A 24151-nucleotide genomic window follows, 5' to 3' on the forward strand; every position below is an offset into this window, starting at 1 on the left:
GAGTCATCAATGACTATGGACGCGCTCTGACAAGCAGATTCAAGCTTTTGGCAGAGTGTTTCTTTTTTTAGAGTCGCAGTTTCAGGCTGTTCTGAGTGGGAAATAGGCAATTGTATAGCTTGCTGCCGATCGCGAGTATGGTAAATTATCTCCTTCCCCCTTGCTTTTTCCTTTCCCATTTCCCCAAATGAAAACCGACAAAATTATCGTTCCTTTAGATGTACCCACAGTTGCAGATGCGATCGCACTTCTTAATCTCCTGCCGGAAGTTTCTTTCTGGAAGGTTGGTTTAGAACTTTTCACCAGTTCTGGTTCGCAAATTCTCGATTTACTCAAAACTCGCCAAAAACGCATTTTTCTGGATTTAAAATTCCACGATATCCCCAATACTGTTGCCGGCGCTTGCCGCGTTGCCGCCCGTTACGGGGTCGATTTACTCACAATTCACTCTACCAATGGGCGTGATGCCCTCAAAGCGGCTGTCGATGCAGTCCAGGAAGGGGCAAACCAAGCAGGGGTTCAACCACCAAAATTAATCGCCATCACCTTGCTAACTAGCATTTCCTCGCAACAGCTAGCCTTCGATTTGCACGTTCCCCTCGAATTGCCTGAATATGCTCTGAAGATGGCACTCATGGCAAAAGAAGCCGGTTTGGACGGTGCAGTATGTTCGCCTCAAGAAGTGGCACAATTACGTGATACCTGTGGTAGCAATTTTCTGTTAGTATGCCCTGGTGTACGTCCTGAGTGGGCAGATAAAGGCGACCAAAAACGTACTTTTACACCTTCTGCATCACTCCAGGCTGGAGCCAATTATCTCGTCATCGGTCGTCCCATCACCACTGCCGAGAATCCCGCACTAGCCTGGAAGAAAATTTGTGAGGAGGTTGCGACTGTTGCATGAAGTCAAGAGTCAAAATAAAAGCCAAAATAAAAGCCAAAATAAATAATTATGGCTTGTGGTTGCCTTACTCCTGCTTGTGGTTTTTGATATCGAATTGGTATCTTGACCCAGCGTTATCATTAAACTCTTCCTGGCAAAACCTGAGACAGGGAAGAGAACTATATTCTCATGTTAGGAAAGTAAATAATTTACAGTCACTTTGCTCCCAGCAAAAACTAGAGTTAATTACTACTAATCTTTTGCGTGATTTACCTAGCTATGCTAATCGGGCTAGTCAACGTGCTCGTCGTCTCACTCGCAGAGGCGACACATTTAGTTATGTTTTGGCAGCTGGAAAACCAGAATTTCAACCCCTTCCATTAAATCCAATTTCTGCCAGTAGCGATGCTACAAACACTCTGGAGGATGGAGTGGAACAAGTATTTTTTACAACTTTAGAGCGTAAGTATACGGCTGGTAAAGCTGTGGAGTTACAACAGTTCCATTGGTTGTTGGTAACTAAAACCAACATCGGTTGGCGTAAGGTAATGATGTTTTCGCAAATTGGTTCGTTTCCCGTCAGCAAGCAGCCCGTTACCCCTATACGTGAAAGTAGCAATGGAGTTGTGGCGCAGGCTGTTGATACTTGGTTACGGGATTGTCAAGCTGGAAGTGTCAAGCTTGTAAGTAAGCAGTAATAGCACAAATAAAAAGTAAGATATGCTAATCGGGTGCATTAATGTTTCTTAACACACCCGACATCACTTAACTAGAAATCACAACTTTGTATCAACGTTTCGTCAAAGTTAATTAACCTTGATTACTTGAGTTGCATAGGCATCCAGTGCATATGCGGGAATGCGATCGCTATAATCAATCTCTTTACCTGTCAGATTTTTCGCCAAATTGTCAAATGACTCTGAAGCCCAGTTGCGTTCGTGAATGGGTTTTCTTTGTTCTCCCATGAAATATGCCAATGTACCAAGCACAGAAGCAGCAACCCAACCAACTATGAATAGTGCAATCAAGATAGTCATCATATCTTTATATCCTTGTATATTTATTTTGTTGCGTTCTTTGTTGCCTTATGTAAACAAGTGTAAACAAATATTTACAAAACTGCAACATAGGACTTTAGTGTGCTAGCCGATGAAGAAGGTAGGGTATACCGTACTGAAATTAGTTATCTTGAGGACTCATACCATGTCCACCTCAATAACCAATGCGAGAACTGACGTGGAGATAGAGGGATGCACAGAAAAATGCGATCGCCATCTTTGTGAACAGATTCTTGTTCCGGAAAAACCAAAGACAAAATAATGATTAGCGATTGTTCGGGAAACACTCTCAGGCATCAGCGATGCACTATTTTTCTGCAAATTCAATATATTTAAATCAATCTTTACTTTTAATTTTTGATAAATTTTAAGAACTTTTGATGAATTTTTTGGTTGATTTTAGAGTTCGTAAATAAGTAGAAAAAAACTCAATAAATCTTTACTTTTTGTTTTCTCTTTTGCTATTCCCCTTTCGCTGAATCCATTGCTCATTCCCCTTTCCGTTGCCCCTTTTCCCTTTGCCCTTTGAACGGTAAGCTAAAAAATGACATAAAAAAGTTATATAGGATGAAGTGTTAATGGGTATTTCCGCAAATGAGCCTCTATTGTTACGGGCTGCTCGTGGTGAAGTTGTAGATCGTCCTCCAGTGTGGATGATGCGTCAGGCTGGACGCTATATGAAGGCTTATCGAGACCTACGAGAAAAATATCCCTCATTCCGCGAGCGCTCGGAAATTCCTGAAGTTGCGATCGAGGTATCTTTGCAACCTTGGAAAGCGTTTCAACCCGATGGAGTCATCCTATTTTCCGATATCGTCACCCCCCTTCCTGGTTTGGGTATCGATATGGATATAGCGGAAGGAAAGGGTCCAATTATTCACGAACCCATTCGCACTCAAGCACAGGTAGAGAAATTAAATCCCCTCAACCCTGATGAGTCGATGCCGTTTATCAAGACAATTTTAGGGGCACTACGGCAGGAAGTTGGCAATAAATCCACAGTTTTAGGCTTTGTTGGCGCACCTTGGACATTGGCAGCCTACGCTGTCGAAGGAAAGGGTTCTAAAACCTATTCCATCATCAAGAATATGGCATTTTCCGACACAGCGATGATTTTACATCAATTGTTAGAAAAACTTGCCGACGCGATCGCTACCTATGTCTGCTACCAAATTGATTGTGGGGCGCAGGTGGTGCAAATGTTCGATTCTTGGGCAGGACAATTGAGTCCTCAAGATTATGATACCTTTGCTCGTCCTTATCAACAGATGGTATTTGAGAAGGTGAAACAAACTCATCCTGATACCCCATTAATTTTGTTGGTGAGTGGTTGTGCTGGTGTCCTAGAGCGCATGGGTAAATCCGGTGCTGATATTGTTTCTGTCGATTGGACAGTGGATATGGCAGATGCTCGCCAGCGTCTTGGTAAAACCATGAAAGTACAGGGTAATTTAGACCCAGGTGTATTGTTTGGTTCCCAGGAATTTATCCGCGATCGCATTTATGATACTGTGCGTAAGGCTGGTAATTGGGGTCATATTCTTAACTTAGGACATGGTGTTTTACCGCAGACCCCAGAGGATAATGTGCGCTTCTTCTTTGAGACAGCGAAGGAATTGAGTTTAGCTACTGTATAATTTGTTTCTTAATTTGAATTCAGAGGAATGTTGAGTTTTTTATTGACGTTCCTCTGTTTTTGTAATTATTTTTGGTGAAACTAAGTATTGTTAGCTGCTGAAGGAAATCGGCAATGGTACAAACACCCACTCAAAAATTAACATTAGAAGAATTTTTGCAGCTACCAGAAACTGAACCTGCTAGCGAATATATTGATGGAAATATCATCCAAAAACCAATGCCTCAGGGTGAGCATAGTGTACTTCAAACTGAATTACCATCTGCAATTAATTTAATAGAGCAAATTGCGCGAGCTTTTACTGAACTGCGCTGTACTTTTGGTGGACGTTCTGTTGTACCTGACGTTTCAGTTTTTTTGTCGAATAGAATCCCGCGTCAAGAAAATGGTGGAGTTGCAAATGTTTTCTCGATTTGCCCAGATTGGACAATAGAAATTCTGTCACCAAATCAAAGTCAAACTAAAGTCACCAAAAACATTTTACATTGCTTGCAATATGGGACGCAGATGGGATGGTTAATTGATTCGGAAGAGCGCTCGGTATTTGTCTATTTACCAGATAAACCAATAGTTATTTATGATGTTGCTGATACAAAATTACCTGTTCCTGAATTTGCCAGGGATTTTCACTTGACTGTTGAAGGTTTGTTTAATTGGCTCCTCGAATAGGATTTGCTTATCTTCAGGAGTATTATATTGTTAATGCTAAAGTTTACTTTTTTAAAGTTTAATATGAGATACAGGTATACAGCATAAGGGTTATCTCTGAGGTAATTACGTAAGCTATGGTTTATTATAGCCATAATGTTTACTTAGCAATTGTATGCTTGTCTTTTTTATACATGGTGTTAATACGACAAATTCTAACTATGCTAATGTGCTTACGCAAAAAATTAAACAAGAACTTCATAACAACGATTATGTAAACTCAGCAAATTTTTATTCCAGCTTTTGGGGTAATTTATTCAATAATAAAAAGGAGCAAACAGTTAGTTATATAGAAGAAGATTTCAAGCTAGCTTGTACAAAACATCAAGAATATGAATGGCTTCACGATGATATTTATCGGTATAGAGAACGCAGAAGTCAGTTTATTAATAATTTCCTAGGAGATTTTTTAATTTATCAAAACCCTGAAAGGGGTAAAGAAATTCGTAGAAGTATTTTAGAAGATTTTAATCGATTTAAAAAAGACCATTCTACTGAGACAGAAATTCATTTTATTGCTCATTCTTTAGGTAGTATTATACTTTGGGATATTCTTTTTGCTAATACTTTCTCAAAAGACGATCCAGCTTTTTTATTCCGAGAACAGTTAAAACACTTAGATTTAGCAAGCATCACAACGTTAGGCTCTCCCTTACTATTTCTTAAACAAATGTGGGATATTGATTTTTCCTTAATAAATTTGCTTCTTAATGAGGTGAATAGAAAAAACATATTGAGATGGATTAATGTTATCCACTCTTCTGATTTAGCGGCATATCCCTTGAATGCTGCAATTAAAGACGAAATCGGTTCTAAAATATTTTTTTGCGATCAATATGTTTGGCAAGATGCCAATGGAACCGAAAAAGCATTAAACACAATTGGGAAATCAGATTTGGCAATGGTTGTTGGGGCAGAGGATGCACATTCTTCATATTTCTATGATAATCTCGACGGTGCGATCACATCTCGGCTAATTGCTTATAATTTATTGGGAAAAACTGAAAACCTTAAAAAGAGATGTATCACTCCGAGATTATAAGCTGATGTGCAGTTAAATTGTATAAAGCGAAAATATGAATTTATTGTAGTGCGGGCATCCTGCCCGCTTTGTCTATATAATTTAGGCGCTTAACAGCTTATTGCTAGTATTACTTATCTAACATTGCGAAAATTTATGTAAAAACCTAATATATTTAGCTTGGTGCTGTTCTAATAATCTTGCTTCTAGTTGACAACTCATATAGTTAAACGCGATCGCAACAGAGTTATAGTAAACATGGGTTTGTGTTAATCTGCAATCAATTAATGCAAAACTATAGCAAGCTTGCAAAATGCCTAGTTATATCCAATCGCTTTTACTGGCAGCAACAACAATTTACCATGCGATCGCCTGTTGGTTAGAGGATAAAAATCCTCCTCCAGGAAAACTAATCGATGTTGGTAATTACAATTTGCATTTGTATACCAAGGGTGAAAGGAAAGATAAAGCTAATCCAACAGTAGTTTTAGAGCATAGTTTAGGTGGAATTGAGGGATATTTTCTCATTGATGAGTTAGCAAAGCTAGGACAAGTTTGTATATACGATAGGGCTGGGTTTGGTTGGAGCGATATTAGTCCCTATTCCCGCACTAGTCAAAATATGGTGATGGAACTTGATTTACTGTTGAATAATGCCGGTATCGAACCACCCTATATTTTCGTTGGCAATTCGTTTGGAAGTTATAACGTGCGGTTATATGCATATCGTTTCCCGGAGAAGGTTGTCGGGATGGTACTGAGCGATGCTTTACATGAAGTTGGGATGTTAAAAATGCCTTGGAGTTTGCAAGGGTTGAAATACTTTTTTGCTTCTGGGTTTGTGATGTCGGTATTCGGAGCAATATTAGGAATTATTCGTGTTTTCAAGATCATCGGTGCATTTGAATTACTCAAGCCAGAATTACGACGGTTTCCCCAAGTTGTACGTCAGTCGTCCTCAGCACTGGTTGACAATGGCGCAGGAAATTTTGCATTTGGACACCAATAGTAAAGAAATTAGTGTGGCAAATTATTTTGGTAAATTACCGATTGTCAATATTAAAGCCGATAGTTTTTTTAAACCTGCGCTGTGGACAAGTTTTATCCCATTGAAAGCTGCCAATAAGTTGCGAAATACCATGCATGATGAATTGATGCTACTATCAACAAACTGTACGCAAATTCAAGCTCATAAAAGTGGACATTTTATCTGGATTGACGAACCAGAAATGATTGTAACTGGGGTGAGAATTATTTTAGAAAAAGTTGCCAGAATGTAATGTGTTGAGGGTATTTAGTATATTTTAAGTGATTAAGCAAGAAACAGTATGAGTGATTTTGCCATGAAAACGCTAGCAAAATGGTCTATTGATGAATATCATCGCATGATTGAAGCAGAAGTTTTACGCGATCGCAAAGTCGAGTTACTAGAGGGTGAAATAGTTGAAATGACTCCAGAGACTCCAATTCATTACAACACGGCAAAACGCGGGGCGAAATACTTAGAGGAATTACTTGTAAATCAAGCCGAAGTTCGTTTCAATGGACCAATTACCCTAGCAAATTCCGAACCCGAACCTGATATTGCCATTGTCAAATTACCGGAGTCTACTTACAACAGTCGTCATCCTGAGCCTGGAGATGTTTTTTGGGTTATAGAAGTTGCCAAAACCAGCTTAAAAAAAGATTTGCAACTGAAAGCAGCAATTTATGCTAATGCTCAAATACAGGAATATTGGATTATAGATTTATCTACCAGGCAAATAATCGTACTGCGAAATCCTCAAGACAACAAATATACTCAAGAACAGATAATTCAGAATGGAATAATTACACCATTAGCATTTCCGAATATCCAGGTTTCCGTACAAATACTCTTAAATTATTAATTTTTATTGACTTACTGTCACATTGAAGGTTGCTCAGATTGTGGGATAATAGCCATCGCGCATAACCTACCCTTAGCAGCAAATCGTGGAATACACTGAATCGATGAACGACCTGGCAGATGCCCTACAACAGCCAGTAGACTTTAGCTTTGAGCTTCCCGATCCTGAAGACGAAGCAATACCAGAGTCAGAATTTCAAGAACAAGTAGATATTGCTTGGCAGGTGTGCGATCGCTTCGATTTGCAAACCGATATTTGGCGGGGTAGAATCTTACGTGCCGTACGCGATCGCGAAAAAATCGGCGGAGATGGACGGGGCACAGGGTTTCTTCATTGGTTGAAGGAACGTGAAATCAGCAAAACTCAGGCTTATACCTGGATTCAACTGGCAAATAGTGCGGATACCCTGCTGGCGGATGGCAAACTCCAACCCAGTTCGATTAAAAATTTTAGTAAACGTGCATTTATTGAAACTGCGAAAGCTGTACCGGAAGTACAGCAAATGGTGAGCGAATCCGCACAAAAAGGTGATAAAATCACGCGCCGCGAAGTCAAGCAACTGACGGAAGAATGGACGGCGATGACAAGCGATTTATTACCGGAATCAGTTAAGGAAAAAGCGGCTGATAACTCCCTTCCTCCCCGTGTCATTGCCCCCTTGGTGCGGGAAATGGAGAAATTACCTCAAGTTCATCAAGCTCCATTACAAAAGGAAATTGGCGCTAATCCCGATTTGGACACAATCAAACAAGCGACTACCGAAGCGCGAAACCTAGCAAAATACCTCAAAGCCTCCGCCCAGGTACAAGCATTGACACAAGAAGATGTCAATATTGAAACTGCTTTAGTGGAAGCACAACGATTAGGTTGTTTGAATGTGGCTGCTGATTTAGTTAATCAAGCCTCGCAACTCGAACAAATTATCGGAAAATTGTACATGACTTGGAAAAAAGTTGGCAATTTAGCCGATCGCTTGTATGTCGATACTGGTGCCAGTACCCCTAATTTACGTTCTTTACTTGAATGTATAGAACCACTTGGTAGTCAAGTTATGACTATTCAAATTGGTGGTGCTAACGAACGTACTATTCGCCTGCAAATTCAAGAGGAAGAGTAAGGCGGCAAATTTGAGGTTGCTAAATCAAGAAATCAAAACTGGCTGTCATATTTTGTCATATTTTTGGAGATGAATTCCCATTTCCGAAGATATGCTCATTTTCCTCACCTATATCGAATATCGAATACAAGATTAGCCAACTTTAGATAATTTATATGCCATAATCGTTATCTAAAATTTGGCATGGATAAATGCGAATATCTTTATTTTTTATAGGTAGTTTAATTGCTCTGCAAACAAACTGGTTAGCGATCGCTTCTTCATCAAAAGTTCTTCCTGCTGTGCGTGGCATTAATTTCCAGAATATTGAGTATATTAATTCTGAAAGCAAACGCAATCCTGAAATTGATCAAGCTATGCGTGCTTTAGTGGGAGAAGTGAGTAAATCCGTTAGATATTACTACAATCGCGTTGATTTAAATGGCGATCGTAATCCCGAAATTATCGCTTATGTAGTTAGTAAACATGTGTGCGGAAAAGGTGGTTGTCCGACAATGATTTTTCAAAAAACAGCACCAGGATATAAATTAATATCCCAAATTTTAGTCACAAATCAACCGATAATTGTCACCGACCAAAAGACGAATGGTTGGCAAAATATGATTTTTTTAACTAGTAGTGGCGGAACAAAAGCAAATTATTGGCTAGTTAAATTTGATGGGAAAAGATATCCTGAAAGTCCCTATTTAGGTCAGGAGGTAGCTGCTAATTTAACTGTTAAAGGCAAAGCTTATATTGCTGATGATATTACTAACTATTCGGGTATTTCTCTCGACCCTGATTAAACACTGAAAATTAAATATTTAGCATCAGTAGTTCGCGATAAACATCGTGATACTTCATATCCTGTGAATTCATAAACCCATTATTAGTGACAGTTTCAGAAGCCATGTATAGAGTAAACTTAATGCCAAATAAACCCGGTTTCTTGGATTTAAGTATTGAGCATTATCTGACTTTGTTGATGGAAAATAGGGATTTGCAAGGCAAAATTAAGCACTAATATTGACTGTGTAAATGGAAAATCGGGGATTTGCAAGGCAAAATTAAGCCCTAATATTGACTGTGTAAATTGTCGCGAAGGCATCTTTTATAATGATTTTGGTGGGTGATGATGTTTCCTCTAACCCATTCGACAATACCCATATTTATCTATGAAAATTGACATGTGAGAATTTATTGGACGATAATTTCTCTATGACAACTATATATTCTGATGATAGTTAACGAATAATTAAAAAATCCATTGCAGACAATTAGATATTCCTATATTGCCTTTCTTCCTAATTCTTAATTCCTGTAGATGCAATACCTTGAATAAACTGGCGCTGACCAATTAAAAACAATAATAATACAGGGACAGTGGCAATAGTTACTGCCGCCATCATTAATGACCAATTATTAGTAAATTGTTCTTGGAATTCAGCTAACGCTAATTGTACAGTTCTTAGCTCCGGTCTAGTAGTAAAAACCAAAGGCTTAAACACATCATTCCATTCACCAATAAAAGTAAATAAAAATAAAGTCACCAAAGCCGGACGAGCAAGCGGTAACATCACTTGCCAAAGTATTTGTAAGCGGTTGGCTCCATCTAATGCAGCAGCTTCTTCTAACTCAACGGGAATGCCCGCAAAGAACTGTCTTAAGAGAAAAATCCCAAAACCATTGACTGCCGTGGGTAAAATTAATGCTCCATAGGTATTGATTAAATTTCCCCATTTCAAAACTAAGAAAATAGGAATTACTAACAATTGAAAAGGAATCACCAAAGTGGCGAGAACTATGAGTAATAGTGCCTGTTTTCCGCGAAACTTTAACCTTGCCAAAGCATAACCAGCCAAAGCCGAAGTGATAATTTGCAAGGCGGTGACAGCTAATGCAACAAACGTCGAATTCCAAAAAGCGAGTAAAAATTTACCTCGCTGCCATGCTTCAGTGTAATTAGCAAACGACCAACTTTGTGACGATGCTGTCCCAGACAGAGTACCAGAGGGAGCAAAGGAGGTAAGAAAAACAATAATCAGAGGTAGCAAGATGATAAGTGCCAGCAGTACAAGGACTCCCAGGCTTAAAACATCAGTTTTTTTCAGATTCCAGCTTGCTTTTAACATAATTTCGACATAATAGTTTGATAACTTCCAAGCGTTTATTGTGATGCAATCGAGCAATAACTACCAGCAAAAGCTAATCTATAACATAGTGACTTGTTAAGTTAAATTAAACCACAGTGAACATCAAAGCTATCGGCAACGCCCTACTAGCGATCGGTCGTAACGCTGTATCAAATAATTCAAATCACAGGAGCAAACACTCTATGCAGCAGCTAGCAGACGAATTAAAAATTGATTTTCAGAGCGAAACTTACAAAGATGCCTATAGCCGCATTAATGCGATCGTGATTGAAGGAGAACAGGAAGCTCATGAGAATTACGTGACATTAGCGAAACTACTACCGGGACATGAGGATGATTTAGTCCGTTTATCGAAGATGGAGAGTCGTCACAAGAAAGGCTTTGAGGCTTGCGCGAAGAATCTTCAAGTTACCCCTGATATGGTATTTGCTAAGGAATTTTTCTGCCAATTACACCAAAACTTTCAGGTAGCAGCAGCAGAAGGGAAAATTGTCACCTGTTTGTTAATTCAATCTTTGATTATTGAATGTTTTGCGATCGCGGCATATAACATTTACATTCCAGTCGCCGATGATTTTGCCCGTAAAATTACGGAAGGAGTGGTCAAAGATGAATATATGCACCTAAATTTTGGTGAAGTTTGGCTCAAAGAAAACTTTGAAGCATCCAAAGCCGAACTTGAAGAAGCCAATCGTCAAAACCTTCCGATTGTCTGGCAAATGCTCAACCAAGTTGCAAAAGATGCCAAAGTCTTAGCAATGGAAAAAGAAGCATTAGTAGAAGACTTCATGATTCAATATGGAGAAGCATTAAGCAATATCGGTTTTAGCAACCGTGATGTTCTGCGTTTATCCGCCCACGGACTTCGCACGGCTTAAAATCCCAGTGCTGAGTAGACAATGCTGAATAAAATCCAAGTCAGCACTCAGCACTCTCAACTTCCCACACCCCACTTATTACTTTATTTTACCCACGCCCAATAATAACCGTACATGTTTGGTCTAATCGGACATCTTACAAGCTTAGAACACGCACAATCCGTAGCCCGCGAATTAGGTTACCCTGAATATGCCGACCAGGATTTAGATTTTTGGTGTAGTGCCCCACCTCTAATTGTTGATAACATAACAGTCACCAGCGTCACCGGACAAAAAATCGAAGGGCAGTATGTCGAATCTTGCTTTTTACCAGAGATGCTAGCAACACGACGCATAAAAGCAGCGACTCGGAAAATACTTAACGCTATGGCTCACGCCCAAAAGCATGATATTCATATCACTGCTCTAGGTGGCTTCTCCTCAATCATTTTTGAAAATTTTAACTTGGAACAGTTTCGCCAAGTTCGGAATACGACATTGGAATTTGAGCGTTTTACTACGGGTAATACCCACACAGCATATATTATTTCCAAGCAAGTAGAAGAAGCTGCCAAGCAAGTCGGAATTAACTTGTCAGAAGCAACGGTGGCTGTTTGTGGGGCAACAGGTGATATCGGTAGTGCAGTGTGTCGCTGGCTAGATGCAAAAACCGATGTGAAAGAACTTTTGCTTATCGCTCGAAATCAAGAGCGCTTGCAGGACTTACAAGCCGAACTGGGACGCGGAAAAATAATGGTATTGGAACAAGCGTTACCCGAAGCTGATATTATAGTTTGGGTTGCGAGTATGCCTAAAGGTGTAGAAATCAATCCCGCTATCCTCAAAAAGCCTTGTCTGATTATTGATGGCGGCTACCCCAAAAACCTGGCGACAAAGGTTCAACATCCCGACATCTGCGTCCTGAATGGTGGCATTGTCGAGCATTCTTTAGATATTGACTGGAAAATCATGCAAATTGTCAACATGGATGTTCCCGCACGTCAATTATTTGCTTGTTTCGCCGAATCTATGCTTTTAGAATTCGAGAAGTTACGTACTAACTTTTCTTGGGGTCGTAATCAGATTACCGTAGAAAAAATGAGTTACATTGGTCAGATTTCGCTCAAACACGGATTTCGACCACTTTTAGTCTAGATTGGCACATGGGCAACGGGCAATGGGCAGTTAATAATTACGAATTACGAATTGCGAATTACCAATTGCCTATCCCTCCCCCGACTCCTCCCTACTCCCTATCTCCAATTCCCTAATCTATGGCAACTACTGAGCGCAAACCGCTACTGTTGGATTTTGAAAAACCTCTCGCAGAACTGAATACTCGCATTGACCAAATTCGCCAATTGGCGGAGGAAAATGGGGTCGATGTCACGGGTCAAATTCGTCAACTAGAAACGCGAGCTACGCAATTACGCGAGGAAATTTTCAGCAGTTTATCGCCTTCGCAGCGATTGCAGGTTGCACGCCATCCGCGTCGTCCTAGTACCTTAGATTACATCCAGGCGATCGCCGATGATTGGATGGAATTACATGGGGACAGATGCGGTTCTGATGATCCAGCTTTAATTGGTGGTGTCGCCTATTTGGCTGGACAGCCTGTAGTCATGTTAGGTCATCAGAAAGGGCGCGATACCAAAGATAATATTGCTCGCAATTTTGGGATGGCAACCCCTGGAGGTTATCGCAAAGCCATGCGTTTGATGGAACATGCCAATAAGTTCCGAATGCCGATTTTAGCTTTTATCGATACACCCGGTGCTCTGCCGACGGTTGTTGCCGAACGTCAAGGTGCGGGAGAAGCGATCGCCTATAATTTACGCGAGATGTTTAGCTTGGATGTACCCATCATCTGTACAGTTATTGGTGAAGGCGGTTCTGGTGGTGCTTTGGGTATTGGTGTTGGTGATAAATTACTAATGTTTGAACATTCAGTTTACACTGTCATCACTCCAGAAGCTTGTGCGGCAATTTTGTGGAAAGATGCGAGCAAAGCACCCCAAGCAGCAGCAGTATTGAAAATGACTTCCCACGACTTGAAAAATTTGGGCATTATTGACCAAATTCTCTCAGAACCGATTGGAGGAGCGCATTCAGACCCCCTCAAAGCCGCTACATCGCTCAAAACTGCCTTATTGGATAACTTAGAAGAACTCAACCGCCTCACTCCTCAACAACGCCGTCAACTACGCTACGAAAAATTCCGGAAAATTGGCGTTTTTACTGAAGCATCTGCTTGATTTGAGCATAGTTCAGAGAAGTGTTCGAGAAATTGCCGACACAACACTCTTTTCGGCAATTTTTGAGGAAATTAAGTCACCCGTAAACAAGACAAATGCTATAATTGCCTATGGCAAGTTAAAAAATGTTAACATTGCTTGTGTTGACAATCTAATTGCTATAGGCATTTTGCATTTTTGGGATGTAAAAGCTTTTAGCCGTTAGCAGCTATTGGTAAAAGCGTATTTCATCACCTAAATCTGGAGTGATTGATATTTTGATCTTCCCAAAAAAAGAGAATTTGTTTACTGTTGTAGTGCTTTTATTTTCCCTAGCAGCTAGTGGCAAACGCTCTATAGAAGGCTATCCCAAGCCACCATAGTATTTTTATCTATTCTTATCTCAATATTACAAATGCGTCTATAAGTTGCTCATGCAGGTTAATTTATTTCCGCAGAAAATAATTAATCCAAAAAATATCCATATTTTAACCAACAATTTTAGCAGCTTTTGAGACAAATATCTGCGAAATTTAGATTTTCTTAATGTGTATGAACCGATTAATTTGCAGCTATTGAATAGCAAAACATCCAGGAATTCCATCACAATGGGAGATAGCATTTTGGTTGAACAAAAACGACGCGCTTTAATTACTGGAGCAAGTAGCGGCATTGGCAAAGCTACAGCTCTAGAATTTGCTAAAGCTGGGATTGATGTTGCTCTGGTGAGTCGATCGCTAGATAAATTATCAGCAGTAGCTACCGCCGCACAACATGTAGGGGTAGAAGCCAAAGCTTACGCCGTGGACTTAGCAGATGTTGGCGAAGTGCAAGCCAAAATACAAGCGATCGCCCTTGATTTCGGAGATATTGACATCCTCGTGAATAATGCGGGGATGGCATATACAGGAAATTTGAGCGACACACCCTTAGCAGATTGGCAGCGTGTGATTGACTTAAACTTGACCGGAGTTTTTCAGTGCATCATGGGGATTTTGCCGGGAATGCGGCAGCGACAAACAGGTACAATTATTAACATTGTCTCCATTGCTGGTAAACAAGCTTTCGCCAATTGGGGCGCATACTGCGTTAGCAAAGCAGGTTTAATGGCATTGTCGCAAACTTTAGCACAGGAAGAGCGATCGCACGGTATCCGTGTCACCGCCCTCTGTCCTGGTTCTGTCAACACAGAATTATGGGATACAGACACGGTTAATGCTAACTTTGACCGTTCCCAAATGCTCACCCCAGAAATTGTTGCCCAATCAATTCTTTACACTGCACTGCTACCACAACAAGCAGTTGTAGATGAATTGACTCTCATGCCAAGTGCTGGCGTTCTTTAAATAAGGCAGATAACTAAACGTTAAGCACTCAGCACTTCTTCAACCACCGAAACATCACCAAACCAAAACAGATATTTATGACTATCGCTCGTTCCAACGGTTCTCAATCTCCGCTAATTCCTGACTTGAACGAAATTATTAGCACTAGACCAGATCGGAATACTCACAATGGTGGACAGCCTGAGTTGCATCCACCGACAGAAGAGCAAATGGAGCAAATGCAGGATGCCGTACGTAATATTTTAGTCGGTATTGGAGAAGACCCAGAACGGGAAGGACTACTGAAAACTCCCAAACGTGTAGCCGAAGCCATGCGTTTCCTCACCAGTGGCTACAGCCAGTCCCTCGAAGACTTGGTGAATAATGCCATCTTCGATGAAGGGCATAACGAAATGGTATTGGTTCGCGATATCAATTTCTTTAGTTTGTGCGAACACCACATGTTGCCATTTATGGGTAAAGCGCATGTCGCCTATATTCCCAATCAAAAGGTTGTTGGTTTGAGCAAACTCGCCCGTATTGTCGAGATGTATTCCCGTCGCTTACAAGTACAAGAACGTCTGACTCGTCAAGTTGCCGAAGCAATCCAAACCATTCTCGAACCCCAAGGTGTCGCTGTGGTAATGGAGGGTGCCCATATGTGCATGGCAATGCGTGGTGTTCAAAAACCTGGTTCTTGGACAGTGACTAGCGCGATGGTTGGGGTATTCCAAGAGGATCAAAAAACCCGCGAAGAATTCTTTAATTTGATTCGCCATCAAGCAGCATTTTTCTAAAAAATTATGGATTAAATAAATTAAAGTGTAAATTAATCCATCCATAATTAGTGGTATGACACAGCTAAAATAGTACGTTAGGCTTTTTGTATTTTCGGGCTAAAGGCAAAAGTAAGACCTTTCGATTCCATCATTTTCAGCGTGTCATGCCAGTAGCTGATGCGGCATTTCCAGTGTATTCAGATTACATCTCTAAGTGGAAAATTAGAGATTTCAGATTTTTCTTGTTCTCAAATATTCAATCTCAAATTATACCTTTCCCAATTTCTCAAACAATCTCGCCACTTTATCCAAATCCTTATTTCCGGGTGTGATTTCAACCCCACTTGATAAATCAATCCCATGAGGTTTAACTTGGTTTAATGCATCAAGAATATTATCGGGTGTCAAACCTCCTGCTAAAAACCAAGGACAACCGGGGTGAAAATTTTGCAACAAATTCCAATCTAAGGTTTGTCCAGTTCCTCCTAATTGTTGTGGATGGTAAGCATCAAGCAATAAGGTATCAACATAACTCGTATAAAGTGCCGCCTTTGCTAAGTCGTCAAGGCTGCGTATTCTCAAAGCTTTAATAATTTCTATCTGATTGAGTTTATCAAACTTATCTATTATTTTTTGGCGTAAATCTTGACAAAAATCGACTGATTCATCACCGTGTAATTGTATGCCCGTTAGCCCAGATTTTTGACATGTAAGAATAACTGTTTCTAGCATTTCATTGGCAAATACTCCAATTTTATCAATTTTAGTCGGTAAATCATCCACTATTAACTTAATTTGTTCCGTGTTAACATAACGTGGTGAAGTTGGTACACAAATAAAACCTAAAGCAGTTGCTCCATAAGTTGCGATCGCTTGACCTTGCTCCAAATTAGTGATACCACAAATCTTAATTCGCATAGATTTAATTTGTCTAAATTTTATCAGTGTAGAACATTAGAGACTATCGAATTTGCAAATTTATGGAGAGAAGTGGATAATTTGATTAATTGTAGTTTTGAATACAGTAATTATAAATTAATTGAAATCATCACAGTTTATTTAGATAAAATCCTATAATCTTGTTAAGAATTCAAGAGTGAAAATCTAAAACTCAGAATCTTGAATAAATCAAGAAATATTCTGATTTTTGACTCCTGAGTGACTCCATAAATTATGCTTTCGAGGAGATAGAAAATTGAATCCATCATTATTATTCGCATTATTGTCGAGTGTTCCCAACACTCCTTCCTGGACTCCCACTATCGGAATTATTATCAGTGGTTGTTCCTTTTTGGCACTTTTACTAACATTTAAAGTTAGCAAGCCAATGGTGGGTATGAAAATGCCTTTACTACCCATTAGCGTTCCCACATTTATTGGCGCAATGTGTTTTGGTCATATTCTCGGTGTTGGTGTCATTTTAGGACTTTCTAACATCGGCGCAATTTAGTAATTGCACATAAACTCCAACTCAATTCCAAATCACACATGTTTGTGGGGACGTTACAGACAACGTCTCCACAATTATTTTGAGAGGCATTCAGTGCCTAACTAGCTGCCTGCACTATTCCATTCTTTTTCCGCATCCGCGATCGCCTGTTCAACATTCTTCTCACCTAACATCGCCGCTTGCAAATTTTCATAAATTGCTTTTTGCAGCAGGTTAGAATTCTTCAAAGTTGGCGTTAAAACCTCAGCTTGTTGTAGTTGGCTAGCACTAACTGTTCTGGCTTGATCATAGGTAGAAGCATCGGCTGGTACTTCCTTAAAGTAGCTATCAGTCAGGGCTTTAGTAGTTGATGGCAAGACATTTGCAGCTTTGGCAAAAGCTAGCTGATTTTCGTCGTTAGTGAGAAACATCGCAAACTTTACGGCTGCATCAGGTTGCTTCGAGTCGCGGGGAATCACAACATTCATCACCGCCACATTTTTCTTCCCAGTTTCCCCAGTCATCTGCGGAGCGATCGCACTTACGGCTGATACTTTCGGCGCATTTTGGGCGATCGTTTTCAAAAACTCCGGTCCTGAAGTTAACATTGCCGTTTGCTCTGACTGGTACAAATTTATTCCGTGTCGGTGTCCCTTCGTCAAAACTTCTTTTGGCAGTAAACCTTTTTTGTACATATCCACCCAATACTGAAATGCTGCTTTGCCCTGGGGAGAATTAAAAGCCGCCTTCCCGGAATCATCAACAAGCTGCACACCCATCTGGACAAATGACTCCAGCACCTCACCCGAATCCTGGGGCACAAATGTCACAAAAAAGGCATACTTACCTGTTTTGTCTTTAATTTGTTGAGAAACTTGTGCGAGTTCAGTATATGTACTGGGCACTTTTGCAATACCTGCCTGTTTTAATAAATCAGTGTTATAAATGGTTAACCGCGTTGTGAGATACCAAGGTATACCGAAACTCTTACCATTCAATGTACTGGCTTTCCAGATATTGGGTAGATAGGAGGAACGAACATCATTGGGAACTTTCGCATCCAAATCTAGCCAAGCATTTCGCCCCGCTAATTGCGATGCGAAGCCTGGATTTAGGTTAACTACGTCAGGCGGAGTTTTTGCGGATACAGATGTTAAAATTTTGTTCTCCATACCATCCCAAGGTATATCTACCCAGTTCACCTTTATACCTTGGTTTTGTGACTCAAAGCTCGTAATCAAACTTTGGAAGTAGTCAGTAAATTTCGGTTTCAGCGACATTGTCCAAAACTCGATTTTTGCCGATCCAGAAGAAGTTTGATTCGTATTTGTGGGAACATTGCCCGTGCCACAACTGACAATCCAGGTTGTCAATAAGCTGAGTAATGCCCAAGTTGTGATTTTCTTAAACCTTTGAGTTTTAATCATGTCGATTTTAACCATGTTGAACTGAAATGATTATATTTGTCGTTTTTCGACTCAAGCGGGGTGAAATACTTGTGCAGAATTGTCGAGATTATAGGCTAAACAAATTACTTAGTAAGTAGCTAGACATAACTAAAACGTTGTTATTGTTCTTGATTCATAGTTGTTTAGTGTTTGTGATTATGTCTTTAGTTCTTGATTACTTGTTCAAAAATAGCTAATCACCTCAAAGCCAATCACCACTAAGCACTAGTCAATAACCAACAACTTAAATCAATAAAATTTTCACCTTATTGCAGTTCTGCGGTCAAAACTGTGGCTAAACGTTTTAATAGTTTATTTGGGAAATCAAATAAAGGGATAGGCATCGAACTTGCATCACAACAAGTTAATATTGCTCGCATACGCAAGCAGGGTCAAGGCTTAAAATTAGAAGCTTTATCATCCGTGCCTGTTCCCGAAGGTGTATTTACTAATGGTAAAATTGCTGACCCTCCAGCAATGGCGGAAATCATTCAACAGACTTTAGCTGATAATAAAATTAAAGTCTCTAAAGTGGCGACTTCCGTTCCGGGGGAGCATTCAATTGTACGTTTGATATCTGTACCTGCCGAACTCGATGATAAAGAACTTCGGGAAATGGTACTTAACCACGAAGCCGGGTTGTATTTACCCTATCCTCGCGAAGAAGCTGATGTAGATTACCAGAAGCTTGGGTATTTTGTCGATGAGGATGGCATAGAAAAGGTACAGGTTTTGTTAGTAGGAACACAGAAAGACATTACTGATACTTATGTCAGAACTTTTGAACAGGCAGGATTAGAAATCGATGTCTTGGAGATTAGTAGTTTTGCCTTGATTCGGACAATTCGTGAGCAACTGCGGCAATTCGGACCACAGGAAGCTGCTGTATTGTTTGACATCGAGTTCGATAGCACAGAAATTGCCATTATCGTCAACGGTGTACCCCAATTCTCGCGGACAGTACATATCGGCACCCATCAAATGCAAATAGCAATGGCGCGGGCAATGAATTTACCAGCATCACGAGATATGGAATTGCTCCAAGGAATCACGATTCCTTCAGCTCCGATGGATGGTGGTAAAACGGGTCAAACCTCAGTCAATCCAGGCATAGCCGCAATTATGCGGGTATTGAGTGAACTCACGGATGAGTTGCGTCGCTCTATCGATTTTTACTTGAATCAGGGTGAAAATTTGGAAATCGCCCAGATTTTATTAGCGGGACCTGGTGGTGGATTATCACAAATAGATGAGTTTTTCACCCAAAGATTGAGCTTACCGACTACTCAGATTGACCCTGTAAGTGCTTTGTCATTGGAAGTGGATGAAGAGAAATTTCCCGCAGTTCAGCGTGCTGGCTTAGGGATAGTTCTTGGTTTGGGAATGCGGGAGGTATAAGTAAGTGTACGGTTTAGATGTTAATTTTCTGAAAGAGCGGACTGCGGATCAGAAGAATTCTTCTGATAAAAAGCGTAAAGCACCAGCTACACCAGGAGATTTAACACCTCTATATATCGGTGGAGCGATCGCAGCTTTTACTTTGGCACTGGTGGGAACTGGATGGTGGTTTTTACAGGCAAAGAATGGTGAATTAGAGCAAAATATTGCTCAACTGGAACAAGAGAACCAAAAGTTAGAAGCTGAAATTGGCAATATTAATAAAATTCGGGCAGAAATCACCCAGGTTAAGAGTGAAACACAGGCTCTGGTGACAGTCTTCGACCAGATTCGTCCTTGGTCGGCAATGTTACAAGATGTTAGAGACCGGATTCCGGCAACTGTTCAATTAGATGCGGTCAAACAGATTGCCCTACCTGCACCCGAAGGTTCGGCTCCAGCCCCAGCAAATAATGCGGGTGCGATCGAGATTGCTGGCTTTGCCCGTACTTTCAACGATGTCAATGACTTTTTAGTTTCACTACAGCAGTCTCGATTCCTGAAGTCGAATGAAATTCGCATTGGTAGTGCTGAGTTGGTTGATGCGCCCTTAGCTCCCGGCGTGAACTTGGCTCCTGGAGTCAAGCCACCGCAAGTAGTGAAATACACAATTCAATCAAATGTTAGTGAAGTTCCAGCATCAGAATTAATGCGCGAGTTAGAACAGAAAGGCACAGTTGGGTTAGTCACCCGCATTCGCAGTCTGCAACAAACAGGAGCGCTTCCACGATGACCTATAGTGAAGATTTAGAGTTTGAGGGTGGAGGTTTTGAAGAAGCAGGTTCTACCTATCCTGTTCTCTTCGGTATTACTTTTACACCCAAAGTTAGCGGTATTTTAATTGGATTTGCTGGAGTTGCTGGGGCTGCCTATATTCTGCTGAATTTAGTTATGCCAAGTTGGGAAACTTTTCAGCAGCAGCAGGCGAAACAAACAGACTTGCAAAGTCAAATCGACCAGAAGAAAGCTAGCATTCAGCAAATTGACAAGGTGAAAGAGGAATTAGCCCAAGCAAAAGTTCAACAGGGTCAAGTTTTGGGATTATTCTCAAATGAAAAAACCTTAGATACGTTGCTGCTGGACTTAAACCGTTTGGTTGAATCTGGTAATGATTTGCTGCCAGCAAATGCAGTCAAATCAAAGATGAAGAAATATACTCCCGATGCCCAAAAGACAGAGGTAATTACTGATAGTTCTTTTGGTCCGCTAGTGAACGGAAAATTAAAGCGTAGTAAAGTAAACATTGAATTTACTGGCACTTACGAACAAACACAGTCAATTCTTCGCAATATTGAGCGTTTGCAGCCATTATTAATTGTTAAAGATTACCAATCGACACTGACACAAGATAGTGCGACAGATGCATCCGGTAAACCAATTCGTAAGATTGGACCTGTTTCGATTACTACTGCTTTCCAGCTACAGGCATTGATGCCATTAACACCGCAAGAATTAGCAGCACAGGCAAAACCAGCGACTCCTGTCGATGGGGAAGCGCCGAAGTAGCAAGGGAATGAGAGGGGGAGAAAGGAAAGGGAGATGGGGAGACGCGGGGACGCGGAGAATGAACACTCATAACTCTTAATTCCTAACTTCTAATTTCTAATTCCCAACTTCTAAATTCCAACTTCTAACTCAGTGCTTATTACTTATTCAGTGTAAGTTTGGGGAAACCGGGAAAGGGTTTAAATTAAGGTTCAATTTGTTGCAGCAAATTGATTGTGAATTCTCAAGTAATAAATTACACAAATTTTTAGTTGATTTCAGGTGAGGAATGAACTGTGAAACAACTTCACGGTAATGCTTTTATTTTTGGTGCTACGGCAGCTATCTTGGTTGCACAAGTCGGACAACCAGCATGGGCGCAAACTACTCAAATTACGGGTGTGAAGCTGAAACAAGTTGATGGTAAAGTCAACCTGGTTTTAGACGCTTCGGCAGGCGATCGCGCCCAAGTTTTCACTACTAGGCGCGGTAACGCTTTGGTAGCTGATATTATTAACACCCAACTACGTTTACCAGAAGGTAATAGCTTTCGTCAAGATAATCCTGGTCCCGGTATTGCTTCTGTATCAATTAATCAACTTGATTCCAACAGTATTCGAGTTGTAGTGACTGGCAGCAAAGGTACACCGAATACACAACCAGTGATTCGCGGACGCGACGGGCTAACCCTAAGTTTTGTTGAAGGTGATGGCACTGTTGCCGCAGCGCCACCGATATCTTCAGCCCCTGCTGTACCAAATCCCCCAATTGCACCGCCTGCAACTATTAGTCAGCAGCCAGCCCCAGCAGAGGGACCAGGGCAACCAAATAACTCTGCACCACCATTTTTACCCCGTGCGGTGGCTCCACCAGTGGGTGATATTGCAATTTCGGCACTTGATGCTTCTCCGAGTGTGATTGATTTGGGTACACAAGAACGTGTACCTCGCTTGGTATTGCGGGATGCGCCTGTGCGGGAAGTGCTGTCTTTGCTGGCTCGTGCGGCAAATATGAACTTGGCTTATTCATCGGTTGATGCAACTGCACAGGGTGGACAACCTGCGACAGCGACACCAGGAGATGGGTTGAAGGTTTCGCTCGATATTCAAAATGAGCCTGTCCAGGATGTATTTAATTATGTCTTGCGTTTGAGTGGCTTGGAAGCTAACCGTAGCGGACGGACAATTTTTGTTGGTCCCAGACTGCCAAACTCGAGTCGTGATGTCGTCATGCGGAACCTGCGACTCAACCAAGTAACGGTTAATGTTGCCTTGAATTTCTTGGTTGGTTTGGGTGCAGAAAGCGCTGTGAGTAGGGAACGGCAGGTTACTAGTATTAGTGCAATTCCTGTAGGGCAAGGTGCAAACCCCATTACCCAATCTCAGACGACCACAGAAACTAAAATCGAACGTCTTTCCCTTGAGGATTCTAAATATTCTTCTCCATTGTTACGAGGTTTACAAGCCCTGGGCGACGAAAGAACGAATTCGATTACCTTGATTGGGACTCCGAAGCAAGTGGAATTGGCGATGGCTCAATTAAGTCAGTTGGACATCCGTCGTCGCCAAGTTGCTGTTAATGTCAAGATTGTTGATGTTAATTTGACAGGGATTAAAGATTTTAATACCAGTTTCTCATTTGGAATTGGAAATAACTTCTTTTCTAGCGATAATGGTAGTTTTTCCTCAAATTTAGGTGGTTCTAGACCTCCGACATCTGCTGAAGTTCAGGGTAGCGTCACAGGAACACCTATAATTCCGAACCCTGTAGTAGGAGAAAATGTGTTTTTAGGTGATGGTTTTTTTCGACAACGCGACCGAAATAACCCCTTAGATAGACCATCTGCAAACCCTTCAGTTAGTACCAACCCGCTACGTACTGGCATTACCCAATTTACTCCTGGAACTGATGGTGCTCCTGATACATATGTCTTTAACCAACCTTCTCTGTATCAATTCCCTAAACGTTTCCTGGCTTCAGTACAAGCACAAGTCCAAAATCGCAATGCTAAGATTTTGACTGACCCAACTTTAATAGTTCAAGAAGGGCAAACAGCAAACGTTAACTTAACTCAAGAAGTTCCAGGGAAAATAACAGAGACAATTACTGATACTCCGTCTGGTTCTAGAACAACTAGAGAAGTTGACAAGGAAAAGGTCGGTTTGACATTGAATGTGAAAATTGATCGCATTGATGACAATGGCTTTGTTTCGCTTTTTGTTTCTCCCTCGGTAAGCGCTCCTGTCGCCACTCAGAATACAGGAGCTGGGATCGTCACTCTCATATCTGAGCGTACACTAAATTCTGGTTTAGTTCGCCTACGTGATGGTCAAACCCTAATTCTGAGCGGTATTATCCAAGATTCTGACCGAACCTCTGTATCTAAGCTACCTATCCTTGGCGATATTCCCTTAATTGGTTCACTATTTAGAAGAACTAATCGAGAAAATCAGCGTAATGAGGTAATCGTTTTACTGACTCCCCAAATCATAGATGATTCAGAGCGTTCTTCCTACGGTTACAATTACAACCCCAGCCCGGAAGTACGGCAGATGCTCGAACGTCGTGGTTTGCAAGTACCGAGAAAGTAGTTCGGGACTTGTGTTGTTGAAATTACCTGAAATAAACCGATAAATTTTGTAGAGATGCGTAGACTGCCGTAGATATCGCACCTCTACATTTTTTGCTGAAATCTTCAGAAACCCGGTTTCCC

Annotated in this window: 25 protein-coding genes; 21 read left to right on the top strand and 4 right to left on the bottom strand. The window is 40.9% G+C overall.

Translation table 11 applies throughout. The features are described 5' to 3' along the window. Positions 1–187 precede the first annotated feature (187 nt). Positions 188–904: an orotidine-5'-phosphate decarboxylase gene (gene pyrF, locus VB733_RS08230; RefSeq protein ID WP_323339586.1), complete on the top strand. Its 717-nt coding sequence runs from the start codon at positions 188–190 to the stop codon at positions 902–904. Continuing rightward, the gene (locus VB733_RS08235; protein WP_323339587.1) at positions 901–1581 is read left to right on the top strand and encodes a hypothetical protein; all 681 of its coding nucleotides are present in this window, start codon (positions 901–903) and stop codon (positions 1579–1581) included. Before pyrF ends, VB733_RS08235 begins: the two co-directional genes overlap by 4 nt. A 108-nt stretch (positions 1582–1689) precedes the next feature. On the opposite strand, the gene VB733_RS08240 is transcribed toward VB733_RS08235, so the two are convergent. After that, positions 1690–1923, bottom strand: coding sequence for a photosystem II protein, Psb35-related (locus VB733_RS08240; RefSeq protein ID WP_323339588.1), 234 nt, complete (start codon positions 1921–1923; stop codon positions 1690–1692). A 596-nt stretch (positions 1924–2519) separates the two neighbouring features. Between VB733_RS08240 and hemE the strand changes: the two genes are divergently transcribed. From hemE to VB733_RS08280, 8 genes are all read left to right on the top strand, one after another. Continuing rightward, on the top strand, positions 2520–3578 hold the full coding sequence (gene hemE / locus VB733_RS08245) for a uroporphyrinogen decarboxylase (RefSeq protein WP_323339589.1): 1059 nt from the start codon (positions 2520–2522) through the stop codon (positions 3576–3578). 113 nt (positions 3579–3691) lie between these two features. Further along, positions 3692–4246, top strand: coding sequence for a Uma2 family endonuclease (locus tag VB733_RS08250; protein WP_323339590.1), 555 nt, complete (start codon positions 3692–3694; stop codon positions 4244–4246). 154 nt (positions 4247–4400) lie between these two features. After that, positions 4401–5327: a hypothetical protein gene (locus VB733_RS08255; RefSeq protein WP_323339591.1), complete on the top strand. Its 927-nt coding sequence runs from the start codon at positions 4401–4403 to the stop codon at positions 5325–5327. A gap of 292 nt (positions 5328–5619) precedes the next feature. Beyond that, entirely contained in the window at positions 5620–6315 is a 696-nt protein-coding gene (locus tag VB733_RS08260) for an alpha/beta hydrolase (protein WP_323339592.1), read from the top strand. Further along, positions 6281–6586 carry a hypothetical protein gene (locus tag VB733_RS08265; RefSeq protein ID WP_323339593.1) on the top strand — a complete coding sequence of 102 codons (306 nt, stop codon included), beginning with the start codon at positions 6281–6283 and terminating at the stop codon, positions 6584–6586. Before VB733_RS08260 ends, VB733_RS08265 begins: the two co-directional genes overlap by 35 nt. A gap of 48 nt (positions 6587–6634) precedes the next feature. Beyond that, entirely contained in the window at positions 6635–7195 is a 561-nt protein-coding gene (locus VB733_RS08270) for a Uma2 family endonuclease (RefSeq protein ID WP_323339594.1), read from the top strand. Between the two features lie 103 nt (positions 7196–7298). Beyond that, complete coding sequence (locus tag VB733_RS08275; RefSeq protein WP_416336302.1) at positions 7299–8312, top strand: hypothetical protein; 1014 nt, start codon at positions 7299–7301, stop codon at positions 8310–8312. Between the two features lie 191 nt (positions 8313–8503). Beyond that, on the top strand, positions 8504–9097 hold the full coding sequence (locus VB733_RS08280; RefSeq protein ID WP_323339595.1) for a hypothetical protein: 594 nt from the start codon (positions 8504–8506) through the stop codon (positions 9095–9097). Positions 9098–9595: 498 nt separating this feature from the next. Here VB733_RS08280 and VB733_RS08285 read toward each other — a convergent pair whose 3' ends face one another. Further along, on the bottom strand, positions 9596–10423 hold the full coding sequence (locus VB733_RS08285) for a carbohydrate ABC transporter permease (protein WP_323339596.1): 828 nt from the start codon (positions 10421–10423) through the stop codon (positions 9596–9598). 203 nt (positions 10424–10626) lie between these two features. On the opposite strand from VB733_RS08285, the gene VB733_RS08290 reads away from it, so the two are divergent. The 6 genes from VB733_RS08290 to folE all read left to right on the top strand — a co-directional run bounded on the left by VB733_RS08290 (position 10627) and on the right by folE (position 15657). Beyond that, positions 10627–11322, top strand: a complete 696-nt coding sequence (locus VB733_RS08290) for an aldehyde oxygenase (deformylating) (RefSeq protein WP_323339620.1) — start codon at positions 10627–10629, stop codon at positions 11320–11322. Between the two features lie 114 nt (positions 11323–11436). Next, a complete protein-coding gene (locus VB733_RS08295; protein WP_323339597.1) occupies positions 11437–12456 on the top strand; it encodes a long-chain acyl-[acyl-carrier-protein] reductase in 1020 nt (339 codons plus the stop codon). A 119-nt stretch (positions 12457–12575) separates the two neighbouring features. After that, positions 12576–13556 carry an acetyl-CoA carboxylase carboxyltransferase subunit alpha gene (locus VB733_RS08300; RefSeq protein ID WP_096609770.1) on the top strand — a complete coding sequence of 327 codons (981 nt, stop codon included), beginning with the start codon at positions 12576–12578 and terminating at the stop codon, positions 13554–13556. Between the two features lies 1 nt (position 13557). Then, on the top strand, positions 13558–13761 hold the full coding sequence (locus VB733_RS08305) for a hypothetical protein (protein ID WP_323339598.1): 204 nt from the start codon (positions 13558–13560) through the stop codon (positions 13759–13761). Between the two features lie 382 nt (positions 13762–14143). Next, entirely contained in the window at positions 14144–14881 is a 738-nt protein-coding gene (locus VB733_RS08310) for an SDR family oxidoreductase (protein WP_323339599.1), read from the top strand. Between the two features lie 77 nt (positions 14882–14958). After that, on the top strand, positions 14959–15657 hold the full coding sequence (gene folE, locus VB733_RS08315; protein ID WP_323339600.1) for a GTP cyclohydrolase I FolE: 699 nt from the start codon (positions 14959–14961) through the stop codon (positions 15655–15657). A 249-nt stretch (positions 15658–15906) separates the two neighbouring features. On the opposite strand, the gene VB733_RS08320 is transcribed toward folE, so the two are convergent. After that, positions 15907–16557, bottom strand: coding sequence for a phosphoribosylanthranilate isomerase (locus tag VB733_RS08320; RefSeq protein ID WP_323339601.1), 651 nt, complete (start codon positions 16555–16557; stop codon positions 15907–15909). 277 nt (positions 16558–16834) lie between these two features. Here VB733_RS08320 and psaK point away from each other — a divergent pair, with 277 nt between their 5' ends. Beyond that, complete coding sequence (psaK, locus tag VB733_RS08325; protein ID WP_323339602.1) at positions 16835–17089, top strand: photosystem I reaction center subunit PsaK; 255 nt, start codon at positions 16835–16837, stop codon at positions 17087–17089. Positions 17090–17190: 101 nt separating this feature from the next. Here psaK and VB733_RS08330 read toward each other — a convergent pair whose 3' ends face one another. Further along, on the bottom strand, positions 17191–18495 hold the full coding sequence (locus VB733_RS08330) for a sugar ABC transporter substrate-binding protein (protein ID WP_323339621.1): 1305 nt from the start codon (positions 18493–18495) through the stop codon (positions 17191–17193). A gap of 312 nt (positions 18496–18807) precedes the next feature. Between VB733_RS08330 and VB733_RS08335 the strand changes: the two genes are divergently transcribed. The 4 genes from VB733_RS08335 (at position 18808) to VB733_RS08350 (ending at position 24029) form a co-directional block, all read left to right on the top strand. Beyond that, entirely contained in the window at positions 18808–19914 is a 1107-nt protein-coding gene (locus tag VB733_RS08335; RefSeq protein WP_323339603.1) for a type IV pilus biogenesis protein PilM, read from the top strand. A 4-nt stretch (positions 19915–19918) separates the two neighbouring features. Continuing rightward, the gene (locus VB733_RS08340; RefSeq protein WP_323339604.1) at positions 19919–20686 is read left to right on the top strand and encodes a PilN domain-containing protein; all 768 of its coding nucleotides are present in this window, start codon (positions 19919–19921) and stop codon (positions 20684–20686) included. Continuing rightward, positions 20683–21459, top strand: a complete 777-nt coding sequence (locus VB733_RS08345; protein ID WP_323339605.1) for a pilus assembly protein PilO — start codon at positions 20683–20685, stop codon at positions 21457–21459. Before VB733_RS08340 ends, VB733_RS08345 begins: the two co-directional genes overlap by 4 nt. Positions 21460–21734: 275 nt before the next feature. Further along, positions 21735–24029, top strand: coding sequence for an AMIN domain-containing protein (locus VB733_RS08350; protein ID WP_323339606.1), 2295 nt, complete (start codon positions 21735–21737; stop codon positions 24027–24029). Positions 24030–24151: the final 122 nt, after the last annotated feature.

The organism is Calothrix sp. UHCC 0171, assembly GCF_034931845.1.
Lineage (GTDB): Bacteria > Cyanobacteriota > Cyanobacteriia > Cyanobacteriales > Nostocaceae > Brunnivagina.